Here is a 16,752-nt window from a genome sequence, read left to right as displayed (position 1 = left end):
GTGATTCGAGAGAAGGGGGAAGGCGCGAAGCGCCACAGGGGGATGCCTCATATGCCTATATTCTTGAACGCGATCGCAAACAGCGCGTCCACGATGATGACCATGGTGATGGACGTGACCACCGACGCCGTGGTGCCCTCCCCCAGGCTTTGCGTGTTGGGCTTGACGCGCAGCCCCCAGTGGCAGCCGATGAGCGCGATGAAGGCGCCGAACACCACCGACTTGGCCATGGCCAGGCCCAGGTTGCCCACCTTGACGGCCGCCGGCAGGGCCTGCACGAAGTACGCGGGCGAGATGTCCATGGTGAGGTCGGCCGCCAGCATGCCGCCGGCCAGCGCGGCCAGCGTGGTCCACACGCTGATGAGCGGCATGGCCAGCGCCAGGGCCAGCGTGCGCGGCAGCACCAGGCGGAAGCTGTGCGGGATGCCCATGACGCGCATGGCGTCCAGCTCTTCCGTCACCCGCATCACCCCGATCTGCGCCGTGATGGCCGAGCCCGAGCGCCCCGCCACCAGGATGGCCGCCAGCATGGGCCCCAGCTCGCGGATGAGCGAGATGCCCAGGATGTTGACGATAAACGATTCGGCCCCGAACTGGCGCAGCTGCAGGCTCATCAGGTAGGCCAGCACCACGCCGATGAGGAACCCCACCAGCGCCGTGATGGGCAGCGCCGTGGCGCCCATGCGGTACAGGTGGCCCGACACGTCGCGCCACGGCCCCCGCCGCGGCTTGCGCGCCAGGCGGCCCAGGTCCAGCACCAGCTGGCCCACCATTTCGAGCACGTGGCGCGCGTGGTCCAGCCCGTGCAGCACCAGCACCCCCAGGTGGTCCGCCTGCTCGCCCAGCCGCCAGGGCTCGGTGGGCGGCGCCGCGCAGGTGAACTGGGCCACCCGCTCCAGCATGGTGCGCTGGGCCTCAGTGCAGGCCAGCTGGGCGGGCCAGGCGTGCTGCCAGTGGTTCCACAGCAGCTGCGCGCCCACATGGTCCAGCCACTGCAGCTCGCGCAGGTCCCACGCCAGCGCGGGGCCGGCCGGGTGGCCGCGCAGCTGGCCGACCACGGCCTTCCAGTGGACCTCGGTCCCCAGCTCGGCCGCGCCCCAGCGCCCACGCAGCTGCGCGCACGGCCCCTGGGGCGTGTCGGTGCGAACAATGCTGGGAGCGAGGTCGGTCATGGGCTGGGCGGCGCAGCACCCCGCCAGGCAGGACAAGGCAGGCGGGCAATGCGAGCGTGCATGGTAACGGAGCGCAACGGCTGCGGGCCGTCAGACAGCAGCCCGCCAAGCACAGCCGCAACGCCGCCGCGTGCAATTATTATCAAAATGGCCACTGGCGCAACACTGGCAAGCGCAAACAGCTATTAAAATTATAGCAACCAGGGGACTCCCTCTCGACAGGGCCGGCCCAACCCGCACAATGGCCCGCGACCGCGGCACAGCCCTTCGTCCCTTTTCCCCTTTCCTTCCCGGCCCATGAGCGACACCACGTTTGACACCATCATCATCGGCGGCGGCACGGCAGGCGCCCTGCTGGCCAACCGCCTGAGCGCCGACAGCGGCCACCGCGTGCTGCTCATCGAGGCCGGGCGCAAGGACGACTACCACTGGATCCACATCCCCGTGGGCTACCTGTACTGCATCGGCAACCCGCGCACCGACTGGCTCTACCACACCGAGCCCGACGCCGGCCTCAACGGCCGCCAGCTGCGCTACCCGCGCGGCAAGACGCTGGGCGGCTGCAGCAGCATCAACGGCATGATCTACATGCGCGGACAGGCCCGCGACTACGACCAGTGGGCCGAGCTGACCGGCGACGCCACCTGGCGCTGGGACAACACGCTGCCCTACTTCCGCCGCCACGAGGACCACTGGCGCCTGGACCGGCCCGAGGGCGCGAGCGAACACTTCAAGCGCCTGCACGGCAACAAGGCCACGGGCAGCACCGGCGAGTGGCGCGTGGAGAAGCAGCGCCTGCGCTGGGACGTGCTGGACGCCTTCGCCCAGGCCGCGCAGCAGGCGGGCATCCCCGCCACCGACGACTTCAACAGCGGCAGCAACGAGGGCGTGGGCTACTTCGAGGTGAACCAGAAAAGCGGCTGGCGCTGGAACACGGCCAAGGCCTTCCTGCGGCCCACCTGCTACGGCCGCCCCAACTTCGAGCTGTGGACCAGCGCGCACGCCACCAAGCTGGTGCTCGAAAAGCAGCCCGACGGCAGCACGCGCTGCACCGGCGTGCAGGTGTGGGACGGCCGCGAGATGGTCACGGCGCACGCCGCGGGCGAGGTCCTCCTGAGCGCAGGCGCCGTCAACTCGCCGCAGCTGCTGCAGCTCTCGGGCATCGGCCCCGCTGCGCTGCTGCGCCAGCACGGCATCAACGTGGCGGTGGACCTGCCGGGCGTGGGCGCCAACCTGCAGGACCACCTGCAGATCCGCGCGGTGTTCAAGGTGCAGGGCGTGACCACGCTCAACGCGCTGGCCAGCTCGCTCTGGGGCAAGGCCAAGATCGGGCTTGAATACGCGATGAAGCGCAGCGGCCCCATGAGCATGGCGCCGTCCCAACTGGGCGCCTTCACCCGCAGCAGCCCCGACCAGCCGTACCCGAACATCGAGTACCACGTGCAGCCGCTGTCGCTCGACGCCTTTGGCGACCCGCTGCACAGCTTTGCGGCGTTTACCGCCAGCGTGTGCAACCTCAACCCCACGAGCCGCGGCACGGTGCACATCAAGAGCGCCGACTTCCAGGCCGCGCCCGCCATCGCCCCCAACTACCTCAGCACGCCCGAGGACCGCCAGGTGGCCGCCGACAGCCTGCGCGTGACGCGCCGCATCGTGGCCCAGCCCGCGCTGGCCAAGTACCAGCCGCAGGAATGGAAGCCCGGCACGCAATTCCAGAGCGACGAGGACCTGGCGCGCCTGGCGGGCGACATCGCCACCACCATCTTCCACCCCGTGGGCACCACCAAGATGGGGCGCGACGACGACCCCATGGCCGTGCTGGACGCGCAGCTGCGGCTGCGCGACGGGCGCGGCGGCGTGGTGCGCGGCCTGCGGGTGGTGGACGCAGGGGCCATGCCCAGCATCACCAGCGGCAACACCAACTCCCCCACCCTGATGATTGCGGAGAAGGCGGCGGAGTGGATCCTGGCGGCGCGGCGCAGCGCAGCCTGAGCAGCGCCCGTGGCGGCATCCGCTGACGGGCCCGGCCGCACCCGTCAGCGGATGCCGCCCACGTAGCGCGGCGCCTCGGGCGCCGGCGTGGCCGCGGGGGCCGCAGGTGCTGCGCGCTGGCGCACCGCCTGCGCGGCGGCGTCCAGCAAGGGCCGGCGGGGCGCGGCCGCGGGCGTGGCCAGCAGCGCGTGCTCCAGCCGGTCGGCCCATTCCGCCAGCTCGGGGGCGTTGTCCTCGCGCGCACGCTGGCGCGCGAAGCGCACCACCTCCTGCGCGTATTCGGCGTTGGCCGCCATCCATTCGGTGTCGGTCACACGGCCGGTCTTGCGGCGCAGCAGCACGTGCAGATGGGCCGCAATGGCGAGCTTGTCGGGGTCGGACATGGTGAGCTCCTTGTCGCTGTGGGACAGACGCATCTGGCAAAACAAGCGTGCGGGCTAGCCACCCAGGCGCTCCCGGTGCTGCGCGATATCGAGGCCGGTCTGCTCGCTCTGCTCGTCCACGCGCAGGCCCATGGCGAAGTTGACCCCCCACAGCAGCACCGCCGTGACGGCCAGGCTGTACAAGGCCACGGCGCCGGTGCCCAGCGCCTGGGTCAGCAGGTCGCCCTGCACGCCGCCCACCGTGCGGCTGGCCAGCACGCCCGTGAGCAGCGAGCCCACGATGCCGCCGATGCCGTGCACGCCAAACACGTCCAGGGAATCGTCCACGCGCAGCAGCCGCTTGAGCCCCGTGGCGCCCCAGTAGCAGGCCAGCCCGGCCGCCACGCCGATCACCACGGCCGAGCGCAGCGTGACAAACCCCGCCGCCGGCGTGATGGCGACCAGCCCCGCCACAAGGCCCGAGCACAGCCCGAGCAGCGAGGGGCGGCCGCGGACGATCCATTCGCCCACCATCCACGACAGGGCCCCCGCCGCCGCCGCGACGTGCGTGACGGCCATGGCCAGGCCGGCGCGCCCGTCGGCCGCCACGGCCGAGCCGGCGTTGAAGCCGAACCACCCCACCCAGAGCATGCCCGCCCCCGCCATGGTGAGGCCCAGGCTGTAGGGCTCGAAGGCTTCGCGCCCGTAGCCCGAGCGCCGGCCCAGGAACGCCGCGCACACCAGCCCCGCCACCCCCGCGTTCACGTGCACCACCGAGCCCCCGGCAAAATCCAGCGCACCCAGGCGCGCCAGCCAGCCGCCGGGCTCCCACACCCAGTGCGCCACCGGCGCATAGACCAGCAGCGTCCACAGGCCGACGAACATCAGCATGGCGGAAAAGCGCATGCGCTCGACCAGCGCGCCTACCAGCAGCGCGGCCGTGATCACCGCGAAGCTGAGCTGGAACATGGCGTACACGGACTCGGGAATGCGCGGCGCCACATGGCTTACCGCCACCTTGCCGCCCGCCAGGTCGAAGTCCAGCCCGGCAAAGCCCGCCCGGTCCCACCCGCCCAGCCAGGCGCTGCCCGGCGTGAACGCCAGCGAGTAGCCCGCGCCGAACCACAGCAGGCTGACCAGCGCGGCAATGGCGACCACGCTGGCCATGGTGTTGAGCACGTTCTTGCGGCGCACCATGCCCGCGTAGAACAGGGCGATGCCCGGCAGCGTCATGAGCAGCACCAGCGCCGTGGAGGTCATCATCCACGCCGTGTCGGCGGCACTGAGCGCCGCCTGCTCCACCACGGCCGGACGGCTCGGGGCCGCTGCCGCCAACGCCCCTTCGGGCACGGCCTGCGCAAACGCACTGGCGCCAACGCACCCCCACAGCCAGACGGCCGCCATCCACCGGCTTGTTGCCCGCATGAAGTCTCCCCTCGGCGAAATAGGCAGCGCTTTGCACGAGACGTGCCAGCCCCAAACCCCGCCTGGGCCCCCTGGACGTCCCCCGCGGCGCCCCACACGGGGGCGGGAAACCCCCAATGCACCACCGCAGTGCAGCCGTTACAGTGGCGTCACTCGAAAGCGCGCTTCGGTGTGCCAAGCGAGGGGCCGAGGAGACAACCTTTCTACCAATAAACCCAATATTCCAAGCATCCAACGAGATGCACACCTTTCAGGCGCTGGCGATCCCAGCGCCTTTTTTCTTTTGGGGCCGCGCCAGCGGCCTGCCCACCCGCCCGGTCCTGAATCGATAGCAACCGGGGTGCGAGAATGCTGCGATGGAATGGATTTTGATGACCCTTGCGTCGCTGCTGGCGGGCTTCGTGGACGCCATCGTCGGCGGCGGCGGGCTGGTGATGGTGCCGGCCCTGTTCGCGGCGTTTCCCAGTGCCCCGCCGGCCACCCTGCTCGGCACGAACAAGGCGGCGTCGGTGTGGGGCACGGCCATGGCCACCTGGCAGTACAGCCGCAGGGTGCAGATCCGCTGGCCGGCCCTGCTGCCGGCCGCGCTGGCGGGGTTTGCGGGCGCATTTGCCGGGGCCTGGGCGGTCACGGTGCTGTCGGGGGAGTTCCTGCGCAAGCTGCTGCCGCTGGTGCTGCTGGCCGTGCTGCTCTACACCCTGGCCAAGAAGGACCTGGGGCGCCACCACACCCCGCGCTTCGCGGGCCGGGCCGAGGTGCTGGCGGCCAGCCTCATCGGCGTGCTGATCGGCTTCTACGACGGCTTTTTCGGGCCCGGCACGGGCAGCTTCTTCGTCTTCCTGTTCGTGCGGCTGCTGGGGTACGACTTTCTCAATGCCTCGGCCTCCGCAAAGCTGCTGAACTGCGCCACCAACGTGGCGGCCATCGTGCTGTTTGCGGCCAAGGGCCATGTGTGGTGGCATTTCGCGGTGACGCTGGCGGTGGCGAACGTGGTGGGCAGCCTGCTGGGCACCCACCTGGCGCTCAAGCACGGCACGGGCTTCGTGCGCGCCATCTTCATCGGGGTGGTGGGCACGCTGATCCTCAAGACCGGCTATGACGCGTTCCTGCGCTGACCGGGGCCGCACGCGGTGGCACTGTCCTTGCAAGCTGGCCAGGGGCCATGGCCTACCACCGCTGGCGGTGCAAGGTCATCGGGGTTGCCCTGCATGGCTCCCGGTCGAACGTGCGTCCTATAATTTCTGCGCATTTCCGTTTGATGACGCGACCCATCGCTGATGGCGATGTCTGACTCACCGCTCCGGCTTGCCTACCCCGCATGCCGGTTTTTTTGTACCTGAACCACCCCCGCAGGAACCTGCCATGAAGCTTTTCAAGTCCGCCGTTGTTACCGCCGTGGCGCTGTGCGCCGCCCTCGCCGTCCAGGCCCGTACGCTGGATGAGATCAAGAAGGACGGCAAGATCATCGTGGCCACCGAAGGCCAGTTTGCCCCGTTCAACTTCTTCGAAGGCACCAAGCTGACCGGCTTCGAGGTGGAAGTGGCCGAGCTGGTGGTCAAGAAGATGGGCCTGAAGCTGGAGTGGAAGACCCTGGGCTTCGACGCGCTGCTCACCGGCCTGGGCCAGAACCGCTGGGATGCCGTGATCGCCTCGCACGGCGTGACGGAAGAGCGCTCCAAGGCGGTGACGTTTGCCAACCCCCACTACTGCTCGGGCGGCATCATCGTGGCCATGGACGACAAGATCCGCAACGCCAAGGACCTGACCGGCAAGGTCGTGGCCGTGCAGACCGGCACCAGCTACCTGGAGCAGGTGAAAAAGGTCAGCGGCGTGAAGGAAGTGAAGAACTTCCCGCAGGACACCGACGCCCAGCGCGCCCTGATCTCCAAGCGCGTGGACGCCTGGGTGAGCGACAAGTTCGTGGCCAAGGAGGCCGCTGCCAAGAACGCGAAGGCGGGCTTCAAGCTGGGCGACATGCTGTTCATCGAGCGTATCGCGCCCGCCATGGCCAAGGGCAACACCGGCCTGGCCGACGCCTGGAACAAGGCCTTTGCCGAAGTGCTGGCCGATGGCAGCTACACCGCTGTTTCCAAGAAGTACTTCAACGAAGACGTGCGTTGCAACTGACCTGATATAAAACGGTTCCACGGGGTGCGCACAGGCGAAGGCTGAATGCGCACCCTTTGCTGTTTATGGTGGTGGCGGATGCTGGTCCTGCCGCCGAGCCGATTTTTCAACAAGACCTCTTTGGTCGTCTGATCCATGCTTCTCGCTCTTTGGCCACAAAGCTGGTCCCGGCAGCAGCGCAGCAATGCCACGCTGGTGGCGGCCCTGGTGCTGATGGTGCTGGCCCTGGCGCTGCTGGGCCACCTGCTGTCGTACTTCCCCGACCCCATCGGCCCCAACGCCCAGGCGTTCTCGGAAGGGGCGCGCACCACGCTGTGGCTCACGCTGGTCAGCGGCGCCGTGGGGCTGGTGCTGGGCACCGCCGCTGCCCTCGCGCGCACGGCCCGCTGGGTGCCCCTGCGCTGGGTGGCCGGCGTGTACATCTGGGCCATCCGCGGCACGCCGCTTTTGGTGCAGATCCTGTTTGTGTACTTTGCCCTGCCCGTGCTGGTGCCGGGGCTGAACCTGCCCGACTTCGCCGCCGCCGTGGTGGCGCTGGGTCTGAATGTGGGCGCCTACAACGCCGAGGCGCTGCGCGCCGGCCTGCTGGCCGTGCCCCGCGGGCAGACCGAGGCCGCCAAGGCGCTGGGCCTGGGCCGCATGCATGTGTTCCTGGACGTGGTGTTTCCACAGGCGTTCAAGATCTCGCTGCCGCCGCTGGTGAGCAACTTCGTGGCGCTGCTCAAGGACTCCTCGCTGGCCTACGCCATCGGCGTGGTGGAGCTGACCAATGTGGGCAACCGCATCCAGTCGGCCACCTTCCAGCCCATTGCCACGCTGACGACGGTGGCCATCACCTACCTGCTGCTGACGACCTTGGTGACCCAGATCTCCAACGCGGTCGAGTACCGCTTCGACGTGGAGGGCCGCAACCGATGAACCCCCACGTTCCCCCCAAGCCCTACATCGTGGCCGAGCATGTGTGCAAGTCGTTCGGCACGCACCAGGTGCTCAAGGATGTCTCCACCGTGTTCCACACGGGCGAGGTCACGGTGATCATCGGCGCGTCCGGCTCGGGCAAGAGCACGCTGCTGCGCGCCATCAACCGCCTGGAGCCCCACGACAGCGGGCGCATCACCATCGACGGCGTGGAAGTGAGCGACGACCACGCCACGCTGCAGCGCCAGCGCTGCGAGGTGGGCATGGTGTTCCAGCAGTTCAACCTGTTCGGCCACATGAGCGTGCTGGACAACGTGACCCTGGCGCCGCGCCGCATCCGCCACACGCCGCGCCCGCAGGCCAACGAAGAAGCCATGCAGCTGCTGCGCCGCGTGGGCATGCAGGACCACGCGCACAAGTACCCGTGGCAGCTGTCGGGCGGGCAGCAGCAGCGCGTGGCCATTGCGCGGGCACTGGCCATGCAGCCCAAGGTGATGCTGTTTGACGAGCCCACCTCGGCGCTGGACCCGGAGATGGTCAAGGAGGTGCTGGACGTGATGCGCAGCCTGGCGCGCGGCGGCATGACCATGATCGTGGTCACCCACGAAATGGGCTTTGCGCGCGAGGTGGCCGACCGGGTGATGTTCTTCGACCAGGGCCGCATCGCGCACGATGCACCGCCGCAGGAGTTCTTCGGCAACCCGGCCAGCGACCGCATCCGGGCGTTCCTGGGCCAGGTCAGCCACTGAAGCGGCGCGCAGGGCACTGCACCGCAGAGGCCGCCGGGCAACCGGCGGCCCTTTTTCTTTGAACAGGTTCTTATTGGTTTGGGGGAATTTTTCCGATGCGTACTGAACGCTGGGGCCTGGCAGCCCTGCTGGCCGTGACCGTGGTGTGGGGCACCACCTTCCCGGCCATGAAACTGCTGTCGGCCCACCTCGATGCGCTGCAGATCATCTGGCTGCGCTTCGTGATCGCGCTGGCGGTGCTGGCGCCGCTGTGGCGCGGCATGCTGCCGCACGAGCGCCGCTGGGGCTGCGCGCTCGGCCTGCTGCTGTTCCTGGCGTTCTGGCTGCAGATCGAGGGGCTGGCGCGCACCAGCAGCAACCGCAATGCGTTCGTCACCGGGCTGAACGTGCTGGTGGTGCCGCTGATCGCCATGGCCGCGCTGGGCCGGCGCTACGGATGGCGCCTGTGGGCGGCCTGCGCCATGGCCTGCGCCGGCATGGCGCTGATGTTCCACGAGAACGAGCCCTGGAACCTGGGCGATACGCTGACGCTGGCCAGCACGGTGTTTTACGCGCTGTACATCCTGGCGCTGGAAGAATGCGCGCGCCGCACGGTGGCGCAGCCGCTGCGGGCCACGCGCATGGCCGCCGCGCAGGCCACGGTGATGGCGCTGGCGTCCACCGCCCTGCTGGTGGCGCGCGACGGCGGCATGGACTGGCTGCGCACGGCAGGCGATCTGCCCACGGACGCGCTGCTGGCGCTGCTCTACCTGGGCCTGCTGGCCAGCGTGGTGGTGGTGACGCTGCAGGCCTGGGGCCAGCAGCGGGTGGACGCGCTGCGCAGCGCCATCGTGTTCGGCCTGGAGCCGGTGTTCGCCGCGCTCACGGCCTGGGTGCTGCTGGGCGAACAGCTGGGCTGGGCCGGGGTCGGTGGCGCGTCGTTGATCGTCGCGGCCCTGGTGTTCAGCCAGCTCCAGCCGGCACCGCGCGCCGGCAGAAATATTTAAACAAAATATCCTGATTAGCTACCTACCTGAGACGCTTTCTCTTCCCCATCCGTTCGGGCTGAGCCTGTCGAAGCCTTGCACGCGCGCTGCAAGCCCTGGCTTCGACGGGCTCAGCCCGAACGGATGGAGTGGTATCTGAGACCAGCAACTAATCAGGCAAAATACGGCACCAGCGCTTATACAGCAAGCGCAAACAGCTATTATTTTTATAGCAATCTCAGGGCACCGCCAGCGGCACCTCGCTGACCTTGCGGGGCTTGCCGATGGGGGCTGAGGCCTGGCCTTTCTGCACGGCCGCCAGGTCTTCCTCGCTGGGGTACTCGCCCAGCAGCCAGTAGTCGAACACCCGGCGGGCGATGGGCGCGGCGTGGGCGGCGCCAAAGCCGGCGTTCTCGACAATGGCGGCCAGGGCGATGGTGGGGTTCTCGGCCGGGGCGAACGCCGCGAACAGCGAGTGGTCGCGCTGGTGCTCCTCCAGCAGCTTGGCGTTGTACTTGACGTTCTGCCCCAGGCTCACCGCCTGGGCGGTGCCGGTCTTGCCCGCCGAGGTGTAGGGCGCGCCGGCAAACACGCGCGTGCCCGTTCCGCCCTTGTTCACCGCCACGAGCGCGTTGCGCACGATCTCGACGTTGCGCGCCAGGTAGCCCAGGTTCTCGCCCGGGGGCTGCTGGATTTCGGTCACCGCCCCGGTCACGGCATTTCGCACGGCCTTGGCCAGGTGCGGGCGGTAGCGGGTGCCGCCGTTGGCCAGAGTGGCTTCGGCCAGCGCGAGCTGCAGCATGGTGAAGTTGTTGTAGCCCTGGCCAATGCCCAGCGACACGGTTTCGCCCGGAAACCACCGCTTCATGTCGGCGCGCTTGTAGGTGTTGCGCTTCCATTCCGTGCTGGGCAGCACGCCGCGCACCTCGCCGTTGAGATCGATGCCGGTGGACTGCCCGAAGCCCAGCGGCTTCATGAAGTCGTGGATGGCGTCCACGCCCATGTCCACCGCCAGCGAATAGAAATACGTGTTGCTCGAAAACTGGATGGCGCGGTGCATGTCCACCGCCCCCAGGCCCCCTTCGTGGCTGCGGAAGGTGTGCCCGCCGAACGTGTAGAAGCCGGGGTCGTTCACCACCAGGCTGGGGGAGCGCTTGCCCAGCTGCAGCGCCGCCAGCGCCATGAACGGCTTGTAGGTGGAGCCCGGCGGGTAGGTGCCGCGCAGCGCGCGGTTGAGCAGCGGCTTGTCGATGGACTCGTTGAGCGCCGTCCAGTTCTCCACGTCGATGCCTTCCACGAACAGGTTGGGGTCGAAGGTGGGCTTGCTCACCAGGGCCAGGATTTCGCCGTTGCGCGGGTCGATGGCCACCAGCGCGCCGCGGCGGTTGCCGTACATGTCCTCGATGAGCTTTTGCAGCTTGATGTCGATGGACAGCATCACGCTGTCGCCCGGCGTGGCCGCGTGGCTGGAGAGCTTGCGCACCGCGCGCCCGCCCGCCGAGGTCTCCATCTGCTCCACGCCGGTGGTGCCGTGCAGGGCGCCCTCGAAGCTCTGCTCGACGCCCAGCTTGCCGATGTACTCCGTGCCCCGGTAGTTGGCCTCGTCCTCCGAGTCCTGGATGCGGGCCTTCTCGGCCTGGTTGATGCGGCCGATGTAGCCGATGGCATGGCTGGCCACCTCGCCTAGCGGATAGTTGCGAAAGAGCCGGGCCTTGATGTCCACGCCCGGGAAGCGGTAGCGCTGGGCCGTAAAGCGCGCCACCTCCTGGTCGGTCAGGCGCGTGCGGATGGGCAGCGACTCGAAGTTGCGCGATTCCTCCATGAGCCGCTTGAAGCGGCGGCGGTCGCGGGCCTGGATCTCGACCACCTTGGACAGCTCGTCGATCGTCTCGTCCAGCGTGCCGGCCCGCGACGGCGTGATCTCCAGCGTGTAGGCCGAGTAGTTGGTGGCCAGCACCACCCCGTTGCGGTCCAGGATGAGCCCCCGGTTGGGCACGATGGGAACCACCGCCGTGCGGTTGCTTTCGGCCTGCGCAGCCAGGTCTTCGTGGCGCACCACCTGCAGGTAGACCAGCCGCGAGGCCAGCAGGCAGAACGCCAGGAACACCAGGGCGCCGACCACCAGCGCCCGGGTGCGAAAGCGCGACGCGTCCGCCTCGCTGCTGCGCAGCTCCGTCATGCGCCCGCTCCCTGGCGGCAAATCCGCTCGAACACGCGTTTCATGGCCGGACCTACAGGGGGCGGTTCTGGTCGGCGTCCGGCGGACGGCGCTGCGGCGCCAGCAGCACCCAGCTGGCCAGCGGCCACATCAGCGCTTCCAGCACCGGCGCCAGAAAGCTCCACAGCCCCGGGAAGATGCCGCCGAACGCCATGCGCAGCAGCAGCTCGATGGCATGGGCCAGCGCGAACAGCGGCAGCACCTGCAGCGCCTGCGCCGGGCCGCTGAACCACAGCAGCCGGCGGTGGATGGCAATGGCGCCAAACGACACCACCGTGTAGGCCAGCGCGTGCTGGCCGAGCAACGCGGAATCGCTCACGTCCATGCACAGGCCCAGCATGAACGCCACGCCCATGCCAACGCGCAGCGGCTGGTGCACGCTCCAGAACACCAGCAGCACCATCAGGATGTCGGGCGTCCAGACGATGCGGCCCAGCGGGAGCATGTTGAGCGCCAGCCCCGCCACGAGGCTGGCCACGATGAAGACCGGATTGGCCGGGAGCAGCAGGGGCTCGCCGCGCGGCATGATCATCGCCGGCCCCCCTGGCGTGCGTGTTCGCGCCGCAGCGCGCGGCGATGGGGTTGTGCAGCAGCCATCATCATCCCTTGCGCCCTCCCCGCTTGGCGGCCGGCGGGTGCACGGGCTCGGGCCGGGGCAGCGCGTTCTCGGCCAGGGGCTGCAGCACCACCACGTGGCGCGCGCCCTGCACCTGCGCCAGCGGCGCGCAGTAGATACGCGCAAAGGCCGAATCGGCGCGGCGCTCCACGCGCACCACCCGCGCCACCGGCAGGCCGGACGGGTACAGCCCGTCGACGCCGCTGGTGGTCAGCAGGTCGTCCTCGCGCACGTCGGCGTTGGCGGGCATGAAGCGCAGCTCCATCCCGCCGCCATGGCCCGCCACCGGGTCGCCATAGGCCACGCCGCGCACGCCGGTGCGGATGTTCAGCACCGGGATGGCCTGGTCGCGGTCGACCAGCAACGTCACCTCGCTCACCAGCGGAAACACCCGCGTGACCTGGCCCAGCACGCCCGCCTCATCCATGACGGGCGAGCCCGGCTCCACGCCGGCCATCTGGCCGCGGTCGATCACCACGCGCCGCGTGTAGGGGTCGGCCGTGTCGTAGATCACTTCCGAGGCCTGCGCCGGGGTCTCCAGGCGGTCGCGCAGCGCCAGCAGCTGGCGCAGGCGGCTGTTCTCCAGGGCCAGCTGCTCGGCCTGGTGCGCGCGCTGCCCCATCACGACCATGCTCTTGCGCGCCGTGTCCAGCTCCTGCTGCGCCGCCTGCAGCGACTGGAAATAGCCCGAGCCATGGCGCGCCATCTCCACGGGCTGCAGCATGAGCCACTGCACCGGGTACAGCACGGCAGCCACGGCCTGGCGCAAGGGGCCGGTGATGTGGAACCGCGCATCCGCCACCATGAGAAACAGCGCCAGAGCGCTGTAGACGGCCAAACGCGACAGGGCCGAAGGGCCCTGTTTGAAGAAAGGAGGAGCGCTGCGCTCTAGCGTACCCAGCGGCATTTCAGTGATTCATAGCGCGGTGCGCTAGCCCCCTGGCCTAGAAACCTGGCGCGGTCAAAGCCGGTGCACCCCTGGAACTGGCTTTGCCAGGCCACCGGGTGCGTCCCCCTGCCCGCAGCGCAGGGCGCTGCGAGAGCGGGGAGAAGCCGCGCAGCGGCTCAGGGGGGCGGCGCATCACTCGCTCGTGAAGATGCTGCCCATGCGGTCCATGCGTTCCAGCGCAATGCCACAGCCGCGCACCACGCAGGTCAGCGGGTCTTCGGCCACCAGCACCGGCAGGCCGGTTTCCTCGGCCAGCAGGCGGTCCAGGTCGCGCAGCAGCGCGCCGCCGCCCGTGAGCATCATGCCGCGCTCGGCAATGTCGGCGCCCAGCTCGGGCGGGGTCTGTTCCAGCGCGTTCTTGACGGCGGAGACGATCTGGTTGAGCGGGTCGGTCAGCGCTTCCAGCACTTCGTTGCTGGAAATGGTGAAGCTGCGGGGCACGCCTTCGCTGAGGTTGCGGCCCTTGACTTCCATCTCGCGCACTTCGGAGCCGGGGAACGCCGAGCCGATGTTCTTCTTGATGGCCTCGGCCGTGGGCTCGCCGATCAGCATGCCGTAGTTGCGGCGGATGTAGTTGATGATGGCTTCGTCGAACTTGTCGCCACCCACGCGCACGCTGCCCTTGTAAACCATGCCGCCCAGCGAGATCACGCCCACTTCGGTGGTGCCGCCGCCGATGTCCACGACCATGGAGCCCGACGCTTCCGAAACCGGCAGGCCCGCGCCGATGCCGGCGGCCATGGGTTCCTCGATCAGGTAGACCGCCGTGGCACCGGCTGCCTCGGCCGCGTCCTTGATGGCGCGGCGCTCCACCTGGGTGGAGCCGCAGGGCACGCAGATGATGATGCGCGGGCTGGGCGTGAACAGCGTGCGCGGGTGCACCATCTTGATGAACTGCTTGATCATCTGCTCGGTGATCACGAAGTCGGCGATCACGCCGTCCTTCATCGGGCGGATGGCTTCGATGTTGCCGGGCACCTTGCCCAGCATGGCCTTGGCTTCGTGGCCGACGGCCTGGATCACTTTCTTGCCGTGGGGACCGCCTTCGTGGCGGATGGCGACGACGGAAGGCTCGTCGAGGACGATGCCCTTGTCGCGGGCGAAGATGAGGGTGTTGGCTGTGCCAAGGTCAATGGCAAGGTCGGTGGAGAAGTACCGACGGAAGGCTCCGAACATTCAAAAATCCTCTCGGGCACGGCATGCGCGTCGGCCTGCCGTCGCCAAGTTTAGGGGGTGTTTATTGGATTTTTTCGCACAACGACCGGCAGTTGGGAGGCTATTGCGGCAAAGCCGGGATAATACCGCATCCCCTGTGAATAACTCGGCCCGGCGCGGCCTGGAACACAGCTTTACTTCTGGTTTCTCTAGATTTTCCTCCCTATGGCACTGACCCCCCAGGACATCGGCCGCATCGCCAACTTGGCACGGCTTGAGCTGACTCCATCAGAAAGTGAGCGCATGCTCACGCAGCTCAACGGTTTCTTCGACATCGTCGAAAAGATGCGGGCTGTGGATACCTCGGGCCTCACGCCCCTGGCGCACCCGGTGGCCGCCATCCAGGACGTGGCCCTGCGCCTGCGCGACGATGTCGCCAGCGAGCCCAACCAGCGCGAAGCCAACCAGCAGAGCGCTCCCGCTGTCGAGCGAGGCCTGTTCCTCGTGCCCAAAGTGATCGAGTAAGCAAGAACTGACTTTCGCCGCATGACTTCCACCGCATTGCATGACCTGGGCGTGGCCCAGCTGGCCGCCGAACTGCGCGAGCGCCGCGTCTCGGCCGTCGAAGCCGCCCAGCATTTCCTGGATCGCGCGCAGGCGCACCAGAACCTGGGCGCCTACGTGGCCCTGAACCCCGACATCACCCTGGCCCAGGCCCAGGCCCAGGATGCCGCGATCGCGGCCGGCACCGCAGGCCCGCTGGCGGGCGTGCCGATTGCCCACAAGGACATCTTTGTCACCCAGGGCTTCCCCAGCACCGCCGGCTCCAAGATGCTGGCCGGCTACCGGTCGCCCTTTGACGCCACCGTGGTCACCAAGCTGGCCGGGGCCGGCGCGGTGACCCTGGGCAAGCTCAACTGCGACGAGTTCGCCATGGGCTCGGCCAACGAGAACTCGGCCGTCGCCCCCGTGGGCTTCGAGGCCCCTGCCCCGGTGCGCAACCCCTGGGACCAGGGCCGCGTCCCCGGCGGCTCGTCCGGCGGCAGCGCCGTGGCCGTGGCCGCGCGCCTGGCCCCGGCCGTCACCGGCACCGACACGGGCGGCTCCATCCGCCAGCCCGCGTCGTTCTGCGGCATCACCGGCATCAAGCCCACCTATGGCCGCGCCAGCCGCTACGGCATGATCGCGTTTGCCTCCAGCCTCGACCAGGCCGGCCCCATGGCCCGCAGCGCCGAGGACTGCGCGCTGCTGCTGTCGGCCATGTGCGGCCCCGACCTGGACCGCGACTCCACCAGCCTGGACATGCCGGCCGAGAACTTCAGCGCCCGGCTGAATGACAGCATCGAGGGCCTGCGCATCGGCATCCCCGCCGAGTTCTTCGGCGAAGGCCTGGCGCCCGACGTGCGCGCGGCCGTGGACGGCGCGCTCAAGGAATACGAGAAGCTGGGCGCCAAGCTCGTGCCCATCAGCCTGCCGCGCACCGAGCTCTCGATCCCCGTGTACTACATCATCGCGCCCGCCGAGGCCTCGTCCAACCTCAGCCGCTTCGACGGCGTGAAGTTCGGCCACCGCGCCAAGGACTACACGGACCTGGTGGACATGTACAAGAAGACCCGCGCCGAAGGCTTTGGCGACGAGGTCAAGCGCCGCATCATGATCGGCACCTACGTGCTGTCCCACGGCTACTACGACGCCTACTACCTGCAGGCCCAGAAGATCCGCCGCATGATCGCGGACGACTTCCAGAACGCGTTCAAGAGCTGCGACCTGATCGCCGGCCCGGTGGCGCCCACCGTGGCCTGGAAGCTGGGCGACCACGGCAACGACCCGCTGGCCGACTACCTGGCCGACATCTTCACCCTGCCCGCCTCGCTGGCCGGCCTGCCGGGCATGAGCGTGCCCGCCGGGTTCGGCGAAGGCGGCCTGCCCGTGGGCCTGCAGCTGATCGGCAACTATTTCCAGGAAAGCCGGCTGCTCAACGCCGCGCACCGCCTGCAACAGGCCACCGACTTCCACCTGCGCAGCCCGCTCTGAAATCCATAGCGGCTTGCGCTTGTTCCGCACCATTCTTGGCGGCATATGCACTTGAATCGGCCATGAAAAA

At 68.8% G+C, this 16,752-nt stretch carries 15 protein-coding genes; 8 read left to right on the top strand and 7 right to left on the bottom strand.

Translation table 11 applies throughout. From position 1 onward, the window contains the following. Window positions 1-47: 47 nt before the first annotated feature. Window positions 48-1,172 carry an MlaE family ABC transporter permease gene (locus ACOYR3_RS02290; protein ID WP_422844907.1) on the bottom strand — a complete coding sequence of 375 codons (1,125 nt, stop codon included), beginning with the start codon at window positions 1,170-1,172 and terminating at the stop codon, window positions 48-50. Window positions 1,173-1,469: 297 nt separating this feature from the next. Here ACOYR3_RS02290 and ACOYR3_RS02285 point away from each other — a divergent pair, with 297 nt between their 5' ends. After that, entirely contained in the window at window positions 1,470-3,164 is a 1,695-nt protein-coding gene (locus ACOYR3_RS02285) for a GMC family oxidoreductase (protein WP_422844906.1), read from the top strand. Between the two features lie 44 nt (window positions 3,165-3,208). Here the strand turns inward: ACOYR3_RS02285 and ACOYR3_RS02280 are convergent, their stop codons facing one another. Together ACOYR3_RS02280 and ACOYR3_RS02275 are read right to left on the bottom strand one after the other, a co-directional pair. After that, the gene (locus tag ACOYR3_RS02280; protein ID WP_422844905.1) at window positions 3,209-3,547 is read right to left on the bottom strand and encodes a hypothetical protein; all 339 of its coding nucleotides are present in this window, start codon (window positions 3,545-3,547) and stop codon (window positions 3,209-3,211) included. A gap of 54 nt (window positions 3,548-3,601) precedes the next feature. Continuing rightward, window positions 3,602-4,951, bottom strand: coding sequence for an ammonium transporter (locus ACOYR3_RS02275; protein WP_422844904.1), 1,350 nt, complete (start codon window positions 4,949-4,951; stop codon window positions 3,602-3,604). Window positions 4,952-5,307: 356 nt separating this feature from the next. On the opposite strand from ACOYR3_RS02275, the gene ACOYR3_RS02270 reads away from it, so the two are divergent. The 5 genes from ACOYR3_RS02270 to ACOYR3_RS02250 all read left to right on the top strand — a co-directional run bounded on the left by ACOYR3_RS02270 (window position 5,308) and on the right by ACOYR3_RS02250 (window position 9,731). Then, window positions 5,308-6,066: a sulfite exporter TauE/SafE family protein gene (locus ACOYR3_RS02270; protein WP_422844903.1), complete on the top strand. Its 759-nt coding sequence runs from the start codon at window positions 5,308-5,310 to the stop codon at window positions 6,064-6,066. Window positions 6,067-6,313: 247 nt separating this feature from the next. Next, entirely contained in the window at window positions 6,314-7,078 is a 765-nt protein-coding gene (locus tag ACOYR3_RS02265) for an ABC transporter substrate-binding protein (RefSeq protein ID WP_422844902.1), read from the top strand. Between the two features lie 135 nt (window positions 7,079-7,213). Further along, complete coding sequence (locus ACOYR3_RS02260) at window positions 7,214-7,996, top strand: amino acid ABC transporter permease (protein ID WP_422844901.1); 783 nt, start codon at window positions 7,214-7,216, stop codon at window positions 7,994-7,996. Then, window positions 7,993-8,745, top strand: coding sequence for an amino acid ABC transporter ATP-binding protein (locus ACOYR3_RS02255; protein ID WP_422844900.1), 753 nt, complete (start codon window positions 7,993-7,995; stop codon window positions 8,743-8,745). Before ACOYR3_RS02260 ends, ACOYR3_RS02255 begins: the two co-directional genes overlap by 4 nt. Window positions 8,746-8,840: 95 nt before the next feature. Then, on the top strand, window positions 8,841-9,731 hold the full coding sequence (locus ACOYR3_RS02250; RefSeq protein WP_422844899.1) for a DMT family transporter: 891 nt from the start codon (window positions 8,841-8,843) through the stop codon (window positions 9,729-9,731). A 217-nt stretch (window positions 9,732-9,948) separates the two neighbouring features. Here the strand turns inward: ACOYR3_RS02250 and mrdA are convergent, their stop codons facing one another. The 4 genes from mrdA to ACOYR3_RS02230 form a co-directional block, all read right to left on the bottom strand. Beyond that, the gene (mrdA, locus tag ACOYR3_RS02245; protein WP_422844898.1) at window positions 9,949-11,889 is read right to left on the bottom strand and encodes a penicillin-binding protein 2; all 1,941 of its coding nucleotides are present in this window, start codon (window positions 11,887-11,889) and stop codon (window positions 9,949-9,951) included. A 52-nt stretch (window positions 11,890-11,941) separates the two neighbouring features. Continuing rightward, a complete protein-coding gene (gene mreD, locus ACOYR3_RS02240; protein WP_291487531.1) occupies window positions 11,942-12,460 on the bottom strand; it encodes a rod shape-determining protein MreD in 519 nt (172 codons plus the stop codon). Between the two features lie 67 nt (window positions 12,461-12,527). Then, complete coding sequence (mreC, locus tag ACOYR3_RS02235; protein WP_422844897.1) at window positions 12,528-13,451, bottom strand: rod shape-determining protein MreC; 924 nt, start codon at window positions 13,449-13,451, stop codon at window positions 12,528-12,530. 174 nt (window positions 13,452-13,625) lie between these two features. Further along, window positions 13,626-14,669, bottom strand: a complete 1,044-nt coding sequence (locus ACOYR3_RS02230; protein WP_422844896.1) for a rod shape-determining protein — start codon at window positions 14,667-14,669, stop codon at window positions 13,626-13,628. 204 nt (window positions 14,670-14,873) lie between these two features. On the opposite strand from ACOYR3_RS02230, the gene gatC reads away from it, so the two are divergent. Together gatC and gatA are read left to right on the top strand one after the other, a co-directional pair. Further along, window positions 14,874-15,173 carry an Asp-tRNA(Asn)/Glu-tRNA(Gln) amidotransferase subunit GatC gene (gene gatC / locus ACOYR3_RS02225; RefSeq protein WP_422844895.1) on the top strand — a complete coding sequence of 100 codons (300 nt, stop codon included), beginning with the start codon at window positions 14,874-14,876 and terminating at the stop codon, window positions 15,171-15,173. A 21-nt stretch (window positions 15,174-15,194) separates the two neighbouring features. Next, window positions 15,195-16,682 carry an Asp-tRNA(Asn)/Glu-tRNA(Gln) amidotransferase subunit GatA gene (gatA, locus tag ACOYR3_RS02220; RefSeq protein WP_422844894.1) on the top strand — a complete coding sequence of 496 codons (1,488 nt, stop codon included), beginning with the start codon at window positions 15,195-15,197 and terminating at the stop codon, window positions 16,680-16,682. Window positions 16,683-16,752 lie beyond the last annotated feature (70 nt).

The sequence above is a fragment of the Acidovorax sp. M2(2025) genome (genome assembly GCF_049330835.1).
In the GTDB taxonomy this organism is placed as follows: Bacteria; Pseudomonadota; Gammaproteobacteria; order Burkholderiales; family Burkholderiaceae_C; genus Acidovorax.
Note: the sequence above shows the minus strand (reverse complement) of the source record. Positions and strands in the feature narration are given on the sequence as shown.

Bases quoted from the DNA above. Each gene is read 5' to 3' on its own strand.
- ACOYR3_RS02260 (WP_422844901.1), top strand. From the start codon at position 7,214: ATGCTTCTCGCTCTTTGGCCACAAAGCTGGTCCCGGCAGCAGCGCAGC.
- ACOYR3_RS02265 (WP_422844902.1), top strand. From the start codon at position 6,314: ATGAAGCTTTTCAAGTCCGCCGTTGTTACCGCCGTGGCGCTGTGCGCC.
- ACOYR3_RS02250 (WP_422844899.1), top strand. From the start codon at position 8,841: ATGCGTACTGAACGCTGGGGCCTGGCAGCCCTGCTGGCCGTGACCGTG.
- ACOYR3_RS02285 (WP_422844906.1), top strand. From the start codon at position 1,470: ATGAGCGACACCACGTTTGACACCATCATCATCGGCGGCGGCACGGCA.
- ACOYR3_RS02290 (WP_422844907.1), bottom strand. From the start codon at position 1,172: ATGACCGACCTCGCTCCCAGCATTGTTCGCACCGACACGCCCCAGGGG.
- ACOYR3_RS02280 (WP_422844905.1), bottom strand. From the start codon at position 3,547: ATGTCCGACCCCGACAAGCTCGCCATTGCGGCCCATCTGCACGTGCTG.
- gatC (WP_422844895.1), top strand. From the start codon at position 14,874: ATGGCACTGACCCCCCAGGACATCGGCCGCATCGCCAACTTGGCACGG.
- mrdA (WP_422844898.1), bottom strand. From the start codon at position 11,889: ATGACGGAGCTGCGCAGCAGCGAGGCGGACGCGTCGCGCTTTCGCACC.
- ACOYR3_RS02255 (WP_422844900.1), top strand. From the start codon at position 7,993: ATGAACCCCCACGTTCCCCCCAAGCCCTACATCGTGGCCGAGCATGTG.
- ACOYR3_RS02275 (WP_422844904.1), bottom strand. From the start codon at position 4,951: ATGCGGGCAACAAGCCGGTGGATGGCGGCCGTCTGGCTGTGGGGGTGC.
- mreC (WP_422844897.1), bottom strand. From the start codon at position 13,451: ATGCCGCTGGGTACGCTAGAGCGCAGCGCTCCTCCTTTCTTCAAACAG.
- ACOYR3_RS02270 (WP_422844903.1), top strand. From the start codon at position 5,308: ATGGAATGGATTTTGATGACCCTTGCGTCGCTGCTGGCGGGCTTCGTG.
- ACOYR3_RS02230 (WP_422844896.1), bottom strand. From the start codon at position 14,669: ATGTTCGGAGCCTTCCGTCGGTACTTCTCCACCGACCTTGCCATTGAC.
- mreD (WP_291487531.1), bottom strand. From the start codon at position 12,460: ATGATCATGCCGCGCGGCGAGCCCCTGCTGCTCCCGGCCAATCCGGTC.
- gatA (WP_422844894.1), top strand. From the start codon at position 15,195: ATGACTTCCACCGCATTGCATGACCTGGGCGTGGCCCAGCTGGCCGCC.